Raw genomic sequence first — 11,487 nt, 5'->3', positions numbered from 1 at the left:
GGGTTTCAACCCGTCGGAACGGTCGGTCCGACGCGCGACCGGTCGGACTCGTCGTCGGCCCGGGTCACTCGGGCGACCACTCGCACGACGCACCGGTCGTCAGTCCCTCGCTGTCGACGTGCGCCGACAGACAGGCGTAGTTACAGAAGTACGTCGGCGAACCGCAGTCGGCGTCGCAGTCGCGCACGCAGATGGGGTCGTGGTCGAAGATTCGCGAGTCGCAGTACGCACAGCGCTCCTCGGCGTCGGGCGTCTCGATGGTCGTGGACATGTGGACACGGACGGGACCGAACCACGAGAACGTGTCGCCCGCAACTCACGCCGGGAGCGACTCGAAGACGGACTCCACGTGACGAAGCGCCGTCGCGCCCTGTCGCCGCGGGACGACGACCACCAGTTCGTCCCCGGCGACGCCCGCGGCGTCGACGACGACGTTCTCCGCGGCGAGTCGGTCGCAGACGACGGCGAGCGAGTGCGCGTCCACCTCGCCGGTGGCGACGAGTGCGGTCAACGCCCCCCCGGCGGCAACGAGTGAGACGCCGCCGACGGCGAGGACGGGTTCGTCGTCCGTCCCGGCATCGACGTCCTCGCCCGCCATCCCGACGCCGCTTCGCATCCGCACGGTTACGTCTCGGCGTTCGAGTTCGACGGGCGGCAGGTCCTCCGCGAAGCGTCTGAGCGCCGTCGCGACCGAATCGGCGTCCCCGTCGACGTCGAGCGTCTCCGCGGCGGCCGCGTAGTTGACGACACCCGTCCGAAGTGCTGACAGCAGGTACGGTCGCGCTCTGACGGCGTCTCGCGTCTCGGCGGCGAGTGACATGGCTCGACTCTGGTCCGCCGACGGCGAAAATCGTTCGGGTCTCTCCGGCGAACTGCCAAAATGTCAATCGAGAGCGATAATCTGTCGAATCGTGAAAACGGAGTAGAAGCACGCGCTCGTGAACGTCTCCTATTTGCTAGAATTATTTATATAATATTAAATACATATGTTTACTAGCGGTCTCTTCGTCGCGAAGAGTCGCCGGGAGGGTTGGTAAACATGTACCAGAAAGAGACGGACGACCCCGAAGAGTGGCGAGTGAGCGCGAGCGAGGGAGCGGAAATCTCCGACGTCCCGCCGGGGGGAGACAGTACGCCCGAAGAACTCGACGAACTACCGGACGCCGAGGAGTTCGACGCCGGAAAGATGGGCGGAGCGGACGCACCGCCGCACGCCGAGGTGGACGTCGAGACGGTCGACGAACTGCCGGGGGGACATCTCGGCGAAGAGAGCGGCGAGATAGACGGTGACGGCGGCAAAGAGCGCGTCCTCGTCGAAGTGAAACTTCCGCTCGACGTCGACGCAGACATGGCGATGGCTGAGACGTCGCTCGCGTCGACGGGGTTCGAGTTGAACCCCGACTACGGCGTGATACCCATCTCCGCCTCCGAGGACCAACTCGCGGCGGACATCGACGCCGGAACCGAACAGATAGTCGTCCTCTGCGGCGAGGTGGACCGCGAAAAACTGGACGAACTGAAGTCGCGACCGAACGTCCTGAGCGTCCGGAAGGACTCGCGAATCGCGCCGATGTCCGCGCCGGAACTCGAAGACAGAGACGACGAGACGGCGGCCGCAAGCGGTGCGGTAGCGTCGGCCGATGCGGCGGAGTCGCCCGAACTCGCCGTCGAAGCCGTTCCGGGACAGAAACTCGTCGAACACGACGAAGCGCAGGTCCAACCGATGAGCGAGGACGCCAGTTCCTGCCCCATCGGGTCGTGTGACTGTTCGCCGGGGACGGCGAAAGGGACGATTCAGGACGTCGCGGCGTACCTCGGCGTGGACGCCATCCACGACGAGGGAATCACCGGTCAGGGAATCGTCGTCGGCGTCGTCGACGGCGGAATCAGAGCGAGCGGACGCGTCAGCGGTGGCGCGTTCGACAACGTCACCGACGGCTACCCGTCCAACTGGGGACAGGTCGCCCACTGGAGCGGACACGGCGAGATGTGCGCCACCGACGTCCGCGGGATGGCCCCCGACACCGAACTCTACGACATCCGCGTCGCGGGTTCGTCCGGCGGCTATCTGTCCGCGATGCTGGCGGGCATCCACTGGGCCATCACGAAGCACCAGCAGACCGGTGACCCCGACATCCTGACGTTCTCGAACGGCATCTTCCAGGAGTCGTGGGACGCCGACTACGCGCGCAACCCGAACCACCCGGTCACCCGGAAAGTGGTCGAAGCCATCGACGAGGGCATCCTCGTCACCTTCGCCGCGGGCAACTGCGGTGCGACGTGCCCCGACGGCCGGTGCGGGTCCGACAACGGACCGGGCCGCAGCATCTGGGGCGCGAACGGCCACCCGAAGGTCATCACCGTCGGCGCGGTGAACAAAGACGAGCAGTTCGTCGGCTACAGCAGTCAAGGCCCCGCCGCGCTCTCGGCCGAGAAGCCCGACATCTGCGGCATCACGCACTTCGAGGGTTACTTCAACAGCGACAGCGGAACGTCCGCCGCGACGCCCATCACCGCGGGCGTCCTCGCTCTGATGAAGCAGGCGAACCCCGCGATGGACCAGGACGCGGCGAAGGCGGCGATGAAGCAGACGGCGAAAGACATCGGTCCGTCCGGGCACGACCAGCACTCCGGGTCCGGCATCCTGCAGGCCAAGGCGGCCTACGACGCGGTGAAAGAGCGGTGGAGCCGCTGGGAACGGCTCTACAAGCCGGCGTTCGACGTGACGGCGACGACCCGAGGCACGGACGGGTTCGACATGTTCGTCACGGCGAGCAACCAGCACGTCTACCACCGGGCGCGCAAGGGCGGCCAGTGGGGAAGTTGGACGCGCGTCGTCGGCCCGGTCCTGAAGAGTTCGGCGCTCTCTCGGTCCGCCGACAGCCTCGACTTCTTCACCATCACGGGCAACGGCACGCTCTATCGCCGCCCGTGGACCGAGTCGGGTGGCTGGGGCAACTGGGACCGCATCGTCGGTCCGGTGTACGACGCCATCGCCGTGCCGCGCGGCACGGACCGCTTCGACCTGTTCATCCACTACGGGAACGACCACGTCTACCGCCGTCCGTGGACCGCGTCCGGTGGCTGGGGCAACTGGGAGGCCGTCTACGGACCCGTCCAGCAGATGGCCGTCGCCGCCCGCGACGACGACACGGTCGACCTGATGATAGAGGCGTCGAACAGGCGGCTGTACCGTCGGACGCTCACCACCGGCGGTGGCTGGGGCAACTGGGAGTACGTCGCCGGCCGCGCCGTCGAGATGAGTCTCGCGTCGCGCGCGCCCGACGGCCTCGACCTGTTCGTCACGATGCCGAACCGGAGCCTCTACCACCGCACGTGGACGCAGGCCGACGGCTGGGGCGGACTCGAACGCGTGGGCGGCCCGGTGCGTAAGCACCTCGCGAGTTCACAGGGCGACGGCGACCTCGACCTGTTCACGCTCGGTATCGACGGCTCCGTCTACCGTCGTCACCTCGGCTGAGACCGACGAACCGACGCCGCGGACGGTTTTTTCGCTGGCTCGATTCGAACTCGACGCCGGAAATCGGCAAGATTCTTTTCCGTAATGCGAAGTCACTAAGGCCGTTCTCGCGTACGTACGACCATGCAAGCGCTGGTCATCGTGGCGCACGGGTCGCACTTGAACCCGGATTCGAGTTCGCCGACTCAGCGTCACGCGGACACCATCCGCGCGACGGGAGCGTTCGACGAGGTGAAGACGGGGTACTGGAAGGAAGAGCCCTCGCTCCGCGAGGTGCTTCGGACCGTCGAGTCCGACGAAGTGTTCGTCGTCCCCCTGTTCATCAGCGAGGGCTACTTCACCGAACAGGTCATCCCCCGCGAACTCCGTCTCGACGGCTGGGACGTCTCCGAGTGGGACTCAGACGGCCTGAGCGCCGACACGGCGACGCTGACGGCGACGGACACCGGTCAGGTCGTCCACTACTGCGGCCCCGTCGGCACGCACGAGTCGATGACCGACGTCCTCGTTCGCCGCGCGGAGACGGTGACCGGCGACCCGGACGTCGGCGAGGGGTTCGGCTTCGCCGTCGTCGGCCACGGCACCGAACGCAACGAGAACTCCGCGAAGGCCATCGAGTACCACGCCGACCGCATCCGGGAGATGGACCGGTTCGACGAGGTGCGTGCGCTCTACATGGACGAGGAACCGGAAGTGGACGACGTGACCGACCACTTCGACTCCGAGGACGTCGTCGTCGTCCCCCTGTTCATCGCCGACGGCTTCCACACCCAAGAGGACATCCCGGAGGACATGGGCCTCACCGACGACTACCGAACCGGCTACGACGTCCCCACCGTCGTCGACGGTCACCGAATCTGGTACGCCGGGGCCGTCGGCACGGAGGGGCTGATGGCCGACGTCGTCCTCGAACGCGCGGCCGAGGCGGGCGCGGACGTCGGGGCGGCGGTGGAACGAGTGCGCGAACAGACCCGCGAGACGCCGACGGCGGGTGACTGACGTGCGGGCAGAGCAGTTCGAGTCGCTGGTCCGCCGCGTCGAGGAGGAACCGGTCGACTTCGACGGTCTGTACGTCGCCCGCGAGGACGACAGCTACGCGTTCGAGACGCCCGACGGCAGCCACGACGGCCTCTCGGAGGCGGGACTCCACGAGGCGGCCGCCGACGCCGCCCCGTACGTGACGAACTGGTACTACTGGGAGGAAGTCGTCGGCCACCGGGGCCGTCACCGCCGGGCGTTTCTCCGGAAACTGGAGGCCGCAGACGAGTTCTCGGTCGGCCGTCGGTACGACGAACTGCGAGACGGGATGCACACCGAGTGGGGGCAACTCCGAATCACGGCCACGCTCGGCGACGACGGCGACCGACGCTACGAGGTCAGACACGAGGCCGACGAGGCTGTCGACGCCGCCGAACTCGACGAGTACACGGACCCGCTGAACGCCAGAGAGCTAGCCACGTCCGACGAACGGGGTCGCTACCGACCGCTCAAGACGGCACCGACGCTCGTCGACGGCTGGGTGTTTCCGGCGCTGGACGGGCGTGACCTCGTGGAGACGGTCGACACGTTCTACCCGGCGACCGTCGCCAACTGGAACCTCGAACGCGAGGGCGAACTCGACGTGAGCCACTGGGAGGAGACCATCGAGCGACAGACGGGCATCTACGGCGTCGTCAAGACGTGGAACCGCGGCGAGGGACACGAACACGTGAACTGGGTCGCCGAGGCCTGCTGTGACGACTCGCAGTGTCTGAAGCGGCGCGAGTGGCAGTACGACGAGAACACCGAACTCGACGTGGACGGCGGCGACGGCGCGTTCCCCTGTCGAGAGCCGTGTTCCGTGGTCATCGCCGCCTCGCGCAAGTGGACGCGACTGGAAGGCGAACAGTCGCGGACGTACGAGTTCGACCTCACGCCGTCGGAGAAAGAACAAGTCGAAGCGATAATCGACGCCGTCGCCGACGGCCGCGTCGACGACATCCGCGAGGCGGACATCTACGAGGGCGCAAACCGCTACCGGACGCGGTTCCTCCGCGCGAAGCGATTCGACGAGGACGGGAACCTGTCGGGGACGCCGACGGACGCCGCGGAGGACGGGGACGGCGGAGAAGACGACGAGTAAGGCGTTCGCACCGGCTCTCAGGCCTCTCGCAGGACGAACGCGGCCGCGACGGCGACGGCGCCGAGGATGGCGCCGACGGTGAGGACGACGACGGTGTTCTGAACGACGGTGACGACGACGCCGGCGACGACCAAGACGAGGAGGCCCAGTGCGACGGCGGGGAGGACCGTCTGCGAAGGGAGGAGGTCGGCGAGTTGCTCGCCGATGCTGGGTTCCGGTTCCCGTTTCGGCGGGCGACTCAGCGTCTCGTCGACGTCGATTCCCGGTTTCTTCTCGGCCGCCGGTTCGATTCTGACGGTGACGTACGCCGTCTCGGCGCCGTACCCGGTGACTATCTTCAGTCGCCCGGAGACGGGTTCAGAGAGCGACGCGGTTCGGACGTGGACCCGTTGCACGTCACCCCCCGTCACGTAGTGGTTTCCGGTGTCGATACTCGCGGCGGTCGACAGTTCGTCGTCGAGGTGGACGTGGACGTGGACCGCCTGCCCGACGTTCTCCAACACGATGTCGAACGCGCCGGTGGCCGAGAACGATGGCGGCGCCTCGACGGAGTGGAGTCCGTCCCCGTTCAGTTCGACTTCCAACGACCCAGTCACGTCTGTGTGAGTCGACACGACGACTGAAAAGCGTTCAGGTCCGTGCGGGCCTACTCGTCGTCTCGCATGTCCGGCGGCAGGAGGTTCGGGATGCCGTCCTCGATGGGGTACTCCTCGCCCGTGACGGTGCCGACGAGGCGACCGGTGATTATCTCGTCACCGTCGCGATCGGTCACTTCGAGTTCGAGGTCGCTCTTGTCGAGTGGGTCACAGAGGATGTCCATCAGAGACTCTTTCATACTCGGCTGTTGGGCTTCGATGCGACAAAAGACTACGGGTTCACCGCCGCGTCCCGCGAATCGAGAATCGCCACCGACGTTTTTGTCCTCCGTCCGACGACAGCGAAACGCATGTCGGAGACCACGCTCTACCGACGACTCGGCGGACGAGACGCCATCGCCGCCGTCGTCGACGAGTTCTACGACCGCGTCCTCGCGGACGACCGACTCCGGCCGTTCTTCGAGGACGTGGACATGGCGGCACAACGGGCCCACCAGACGCAGTTTCTGGCCGCGGTCACCGGCGGCCCGGTGGACTACGACGGAGCGGAGATGGACCGCGCCCACGCGCACCTCGACATCGACCACGAGGACTACGACGCCATCGAGACGCATCTCGACGACGCTCTCGGCGAGTTCGAGGTTCCGAAAGAAGACCGGGCGGCGGTCGTCGACGCCGTCGAAGCGTACCGAAGCGATATCGTGAGTAACGACGGGTGACGCGCCGTCCGCGGTGACGCCCGCGCGTTACTGCTCGAACGGGTTCGCGAGTTCGACCGTCTCCGCGCGGTCCGGCCCGACGCCGACGGCGTAGATGGGGACGTCCATCTCGCCGGAGACGTAGTCGAGATACTCGCGCGCGTTCTCGGGGACGGCGTCGTAGCCGTCCTCGGCGACCGACGACCAGTCGACTTCCGGCCACGGGTCGAACTCGCGGAGGTTGGGTTCGCACTTCGCCCAGCGCTCGGTCGTCGCGGGCATCGTCAGCAGTTCCTCGCCGTCCAACTCGTAGGAGTGACCCACCTTCACTTCGTCCAGACCGGCGAGGACGTCGAGGTGGTTGACGGCGATGCCGGTGAACCCGCTGACACGGGCGGCGTGGCGGAGCATCGGGATGTCGAGCCATCCGATGCGGCGGGGGCGACCGGTGACGGTTCCGAACTCGCCGCCCTTCTCGCGGATGAAGTCCGCGAGTTCCTCCTCTCTGTCGTCGTCTTTCAGTTCGGTCGGCATCGGCCCCTCGCCGACGCGCGAGAGGTACGACTTGACGATGCCGACGACTTCCCCCCGGCCGACGACGCTCGGTCCGACGCCGGTGCCCGTCGCCGCCCCGCCGGCCGTCGGGTTCGAGGAGGTGACGTACGGGTAGCTTCCGTGGTCGATGTCGATGAGCGTCCCCTGTGCGCCCTCGAACATCACGTTCTCGCCGGCCTCGCGCCGTCGCGCGAGGAAGTCGCCGCAGTTGACGGTCATGTCGTCCTCGGCGAGGCGACGACCGATTTCTGTGTACTCCTCGACGAGTTTCTCGACGTCGCACTCCTCGCCCGCTTCGAGGCCGTACACGTCCTCGATGAGCGCGCGCTTTTGCGGGACGGCGTACTCGAGTCGCTGTCGGAGCACCTCGGGGTCCAACAGGTCGCCGACGCGGATGCCGCGCCGGCCGGCTTTGTCCTCGTAGGTCGGACCGATGCCGCGCCCGGTGGTTCCGACGACGAGTTCCTCGTCCGAATCCGCCTTCGCCTCCTCCTCGACGTTGTCGAGACGGCGGTGGTACGGCATGATGACGTGTGCGCGACGGGCGAGTCGCACGTCGGGGTCGAGTCCGCGCTCGCGGAGCGTATCTATCTCCGAGAACAGCGTGTTCGGGTTGATGACACAGCCGTTTCCGAGCACACCGACCTTGTCGCGGACGGCCCCGCTCGGAACGAGAGAGAGCTTGTACTCCTCGCCGTCTTCGACGACGGTGTGGCCTGCGTTGTCTCCGCCCTGATAGCGGGCGACGACGTCGGCGTCGCCTCCCCATAGGTCGACGAGCGCACCCTTGCCCTCGTCTCCCAACTGGGAACCGACGATTGTGACGGTCATACTCGGCGGTTCTGTGGCAGGCTTCAAACCGATTACGGTACGCGACCGTCAGATACGCACAGTCGTGCAACGAATCGGTGTCGGAGTCGAGGTGCTACCCACCGACGTGCATCCACGATACGAGTACCCTACCCAAACGGTTATGAGCCAGTGTGCGCAAGCCTACGGCAGCCACAGCGCGTCTACACCAGATTGCTCGCTCACGCTGCGGCGTCTGTGAGCGGGCGTTCGAGGACGTGCAGCGAGACGCGATTTCTCTTCGAACGTCCCCGACGGAGAGTAACATTTAAAAGCTGCAAAGACGAGTTAACAAATGGCATGATAGACCGACTTGAGAAGGAAGTGGATATGCTGGAGCGGCACTTGCAGGTGCTGAAGATGGTCATCGAGAGCGAACCGATCGGAATCGTGAAGATGTCCAACGAGACCGGCTACCCACACCACAAGGTCCGCTACTCTCTCCGCGTTCTCGAAGAAGAGAACCTCATCGAGCCCTCCAGTCAGGGTGCGATCACGACCGAGCGCACCGAAGAGTTCGTCGACGAACTCGACGAGAAACTCGACGAAATCGTCGAGAAACTGGAGACGATGAAGATCGAAGAAGCGGCCGAGATCGAGAACTGAGACTCGCCCGACGGTCCCGCGTCGTACCGCCGCGCCAGTGATACCGAGGCCGACTCGTCTTCTCTCTTCGACGAGACCGGGACCGGCCTCCTCTCGCGGCAGGCGGACTCCGGACTGACCACGCGGTGACCCTCCTCACATCATCTACGTTCTGCGCGACAGCGACAGCAACGGCGACGGCGACGCGATTCGGTACGCACTCGTTCCGAGCGAGCACGCACGAGGAGTCGACTGTCTTCGCTTCGGGCTGAGAAAGCGTGGTCCGGCGGTCCGGACCGTCGGTCGAAACGCCGCGCCGCTCAGAGGTCCGGGACGTTGACGTGGAACTCGTTGTTCCGCGCCTCGACGAGACAGACGTGGAAGCCCTGTTTCCGCGAGAGTTTCACGAACGACTTCCGCTTCGAACGGGAGAGGAAGCCGCCGCCGGTCTCCTCGGCGACTTTCTCCAGCGCTTCGGGTTCGAAGAACGACTCCGTGACGTAGAACGCCGTCGCCAACGCGTCGTCGCTCTCGGCCACCGCGCGGGCGTTGCCGACGAGTGAGGCGACCATCGCCTCGGTGGCGGCGTTGCGCGAGGTGTTCATGTCGGCGACGAACAGGGCGTCACCCATCTGGTCGCGGAAGATGACGTCGAACGCCCGGTCTTCGACCCCCTCTTCGGTCTGGAACCCCACCACGCCGTGCAGTTCGATGCGGTCGATTCGGGGGAGGGCGTCGAACAGGTCCGCCAGCGCGTTTCGGTTCCCCGTCTCGCCGATTTCGTACAGGAGGTCGGTGACGACCCACTTCGCGAAGCCGTACTCCGTGCTGTCGTGGAGGAACTCCTCGTACGGTCTGTCCTCGACGGCGAGTCCCTCGGTGTCGAACGTCGTGTGGTGTTCGAGTCGGAGGTTGTCGATGACCTCCTGTCGGGAGGCCTGCCCGTCGTGGGCGTGTTCCAGCGTCGCCTGCCCCTTCCGCTGGTAGCGGACGAACAGGTTCGTCCCCGAGAGGGCGTTCTGCGGCGACATCGACTCCTCGGCGACGAAACCGCCGTTCGCCGCCTCCAACTGCGACTCCAAGCGGTCTATCTCCGTTTCCAGCGTCTCGACGCGCGCCTCCAGTTGCTCGGCGCGGTCACGGAACTCGTCGCGTTCGGCCTCCAGTTCGTCGCGTTCGCTCGCGAGTTCGTCGCGCCGCGACTCCGCCTCGTCCAGTTGGTCGCGGAGTTCCGCGACGGCCTCGGCCGACTCGGACGCCTCCTTCGCCGTCTCTTCCGCGGCGGCGGCGGCTTCCTCGCGGCGACGCTTCGCCCGTTGCTCTTCCCGTCGTCGACGCTCTTGGGCTTCCTGGCGCTGCTTTCGCCGTTTCTGCTGCCGCTTCGACGGCTTGTCTCGCTGTTTCTGTGCGGTCGGCGCTCCGACGCCCGATTCGCCGTTCTGCGTGCTGGACTCGCTCGGGTCGAGCGACGGAATCGACCGCGCCTCGCGCCACTTCTCTTCCGCGGAGAACGGGTCGTCGCCGGTCTTCTCGGTCGCGGTCGCGGCCGCGGCCTCGGACTGCGGGTCGGCGAGTGCGTCGGACTGCGCCTGCGCGTTCGACGCCTCGGTCGATGCGGTCGGTTCGGTGGGGGACGCCGAGTCTGCCGCCGGGGCGTCGCCGTCGGCGGTCGTCGGGTCGGGCGTCTCCGCCTCCGCCGGGTCGGCGTCGCGGGGGTCCTCGTCGCCGGCGTCGGCGTCGGGGTCCGGTCGGACCGGGTCCTCGCCGGCCTCGGACGCCTCCGGCGCGGGCGTCTCGGCGGACGCCGAGTCTGCCGCCGCCTCGTCTTCGCGTTCGTCCGCGGCCGTCTCGGGTGTGGGGTCGTCCGCCACGTCGGACGCGTCGTCCGCCGCCTCGTCGGCCGCGACCGACGCTGGTTCGTCGTCCGAGGCGAGTTCGGGCAGGTCGACGATGGAGATGTCGGCCTCTTTGACCTCGTAGATTCCCACCTCGTCGTTGGCCCGTTCGAACGCGTCGTCGCCCGTGACGAGACGCTCGCTGCTGCCGACGAACGCCGCGCTCATCGACTTGCCGCCGTAGTAGACGACGTAGTAATCCCCCGAGAGAACGTTCTCCGACAGTTCGACGTAGCCGGTGAACCCCCCGGACGAGAGCGTCTCGTCGGCGTCGGCCAGCGGCGTGTTGTTCGTGTAGTAACTCGCGCGCGTCTCGCCGCCGGTCTCTTGCATCGTGTACAGAAGCGAGAGCGCCGGGTCGGGCGCGCGGTAGGCCGTCAACTCCGCGCCGTCGAACGACTCGATGTCTCCCTCGAAGACACCGATGAACCGCCCGTTGAGGACGAACGCCCACGTCGTCCCCGACGAGACGGCCCCGGAGAACCCATCGTCGGCGAGTTGGTGGAGTCCCTCGTACCCCGCGGAGACGGGGACCGTCTCCCACCCAGTTACCGCGTCGATAATCTGACTATCCATTTGGCGGTATATCACAGAATCCGCATCAAATACTTTCCGGAGAAACACCCTCGTTTCACCTCAGAAACGGTCAGAATATAGTCAGAACGGGCGTCGAACGGCCCGAAGCGTGACGTGCGTCTGACGCGCA

11 protein-coding genes are annotated in these 11,487 nt (G+C 66.5%); 5 read left to right on the top strand and 6 right to left on the bottom strand.

Going from position 1 to position 11,487, the window contains the following annotated elements; genetic code table 11:
* Positions 1-64: 64 nt before the first annotated feature.
* Positions 65-271, bottom strand: coding sequence for a hypothetical protein (locus BM282_RS07025; protein ID WP_089878465.1), 207 nt, complete (start codon positions 269-271; stop codon positions 65-67).
* A 45-nt stretch (positions 272-316) separates the two neighbouring features.
* A complete protein-coding gene (locus tag BM282_RS07020; RefSeq protein ID WP_089878462.1) occupies positions 317-820 on the bottom strand; it encodes a DUF7523 family protein in 504 nt (167 codons plus the stop codon).
* A gap of 219 nt (positions 821-1,039) precedes the next feature.
* Between BM282_RS07020 and BM282_RS07015 the strand changes: the two genes are divergently transcribed.
* The 3 genes from BM282_RS07015 to BM282_RS07005 all read left to right on the top strand — a co-directional run bounded on the left by BM282_RS07015 (position 1,040) and on the right by BM282_RS07005 (position 5,603).
* Positions 1,040-3,481, top strand: a complete 2,442-nt coding sequence (locus BM282_RS07015) for a S8 family serine peptidase (protein ID WP_217642689.1) — start codon at positions 1,040-1,042, stop codon at positions 3,479-3,481.
* A gap of 123 nt (positions 3,482-3,604) precedes the next feature.
* Positions 3,605-4,480, top strand: coding sequence for a CbiX/SirB N-terminal domain-containing protein (locus BM282_RS07010; protein WP_089878460.1), 876 nt, complete (start codon positions 3,605-3,607; stop codon positions 4,478-4,480).
* The gene (locus tag BM282_RS07005) at positions 4,473-5,603 is read left to right on the top strand and encodes a DR2241 family protein (RefSeq protein WP_089878457.1); all 1,131 of its coding nucleotides are present in this window, start codon (positions 4,473-4,475) and stop codon (positions 5,601-5,603) included. The genes BM282_RS07010 and BM282_RS07005 overlap by 8 nt, the downstream gene beginning before the upstream one ends.
* A 17-nt stretch (positions 5,604-5,620) precedes the next feature.
* On the opposite strand, the gene BM282_RS07000 is transcribed toward BM282_RS07005, so the two are convergent.
* Positions 5,621-6,199 (bottom strand): DUF7524 family protein, encoded by a 579-nt coding sequence (locus tag BM282_RS07000; protein ID WP_089878454.1) that lies wholly within the window; start codon positions 6,197-6,199, stop codon positions 5,621-5,623.
* A 50-nt stretch (positions 6,200-6,249) separates the two neighbouring features.
* The gene (locus tag BM282_RS06995) at positions 6,250-6,438 is read right to left on the bottom strand and encodes a methytransferase partner Trm112 (protein WP_089878451.1); all 189 of its coding nucleotides are present in this window, start codon (positions 6,436-6,438) and stop codon (positions 6,250-6,252) included.
* 111 nt (positions 6,439-6,549) lie between these two features.
* Between BM282_RS06995 and BM282_RS06990 the strand changes: the two genes are divergently transcribed.
* Positions 6,550-6,918 (top strand): group I truncated hemoglobin, encoded by a 369-nt coding sequence (locus tag BM282_RS06990; protein WP_089878450.1) that lies wholly within the window; start codon positions 6,550-6,552, stop codon positions 6,916-6,918.
* A gap of 27 nt (positions 6,919-6,945) precedes the next feature.
* Here BM282_RS06990 and BM282_RS06985 read toward each other — a convergent pair whose 3' ends face one another.
* Positions 6,946-8,283, bottom strand: coding sequence for an adenylosuccinate synthase (locus BM282_RS06985; RefSeq protein WP_089878447.1), 1,338 nt, complete (start codon positions 8,281-8,283; stop codon positions 6,946-6,948).
* Between the two features lie 318 nt (positions 8,284-8,601).
* Between BM282_RS06985 and BM282_RS06980 the strand changes: the two genes are divergently transcribed.
* The gene (locus tag BM282_RS06980; RefSeq protein ID WP_089878444.1) at positions 8,602-8,907 is read left to right on the top strand and encodes a hypothetical protein; all 306 of its coding nucleotides are present in this window, start codon (positions 8,602-8,604) and stop codon (positions 8,905-8,907) included.
* A gap of 299 nt (positions 8,908-9,206) precedes the next feature.
* Here BM282_RS06980 and BM282_RS06975 read toward each other — a convergent pair whose 3' ends face one another.
* The gene (locus BM282_RS06975; RefSeq protein WP_089878441.1) at positions 9,207-11,357 is read right to left on the bottom strand and encodes a DUF7527 domain-containing protein; all 2,151 of its coding nucleotides are present in this window, start codon (positions 11,355-11,357) and stop codon (positions 9,207-9,209) included.
* Positions 11,358-11,487: the final 130 nt, after the last annotated feature.

It is taken from the genome of Halogeometricum limi (assembly GCF_900115785.1).
Classification (GTDB): Archaea; Halobacteriota; Halobacteria; order Halobacteriales; family Haloferacaceae; genus Halogeometricum; species Halogeometricum limi.
The sequence above is the reverse complement of the archived record's forward strand: the minus strand, read 5'-3'. Positions and strand labels throughout refer to the sequence as shown.

Excerpts from the sequence above, each read along its gene's own strand:
- BM282_RS07025 (WP_089878465.1), bottom strand. The coding sequence starts at position 271 with ATGTCCACGACCATCGAGACGCCCGACGCCGAGGAGCGCTGTGCGTAC.
- BM282_RS07020 (WP_089878462.1), bottom strand. The coding sequence starts at position 820 with ATGTCACTCGCCGCCGAGACGCGAGACGCCGTCAGAGCGCGACCGTAC.
- BM282_RS07015 (WP_217642689.1), top strand. The coding sequence starts at position 1,040 with ATGTACCAGAAAGAGACGGACGACCCCGAAGAGTGGCGAGTGAGCGCG.
- BM282_RS07010 (WP_089878460.1), top strand. The coding sequence starts at position 3,605 with ATGCAAGCGCTGGTCATCGTGGCGCACGGGTCGCACTTGAACCCGGAT.
- BM282_RS06995 (WP_089878451.1), bottom strand. The coding sequence starts at position 6,438 with ATGAAAGAGTCTCTGATGGACATCCTCTGTGACCCACTCGACAAGAGC.
- BM282_RS06990 (WP_089878450.1), top strand. The coding sequence starts at position 6,550 with ATGTCGGAGACCACGCTCTACCGACGACTCGGCGGACGAGACGCCATC.
- BM282_RS06985 (WP_089878447.1), bottom strand. The coding sequence starts at position 8,283 with ATGACCGTCACAATCGTCGGTTCCCAGTTGGGAGACGAGGGCAAGGGT.
- BM282_RS06980 (WP_089878444.1), top strand. The coding sequence starts at position 8,602 with ATGATAGACCGACTTGAGAAGGAAGTGGATATGCTGGAGCGGCACTTG.
- BM282_RS06975 (WP_089878441.1), bottom strand. The coding sequence starts at position 11,357 with ATGGATAGTCAGATTATCGACGCGGTAACTGGGTGGGAGACGGTCCCC.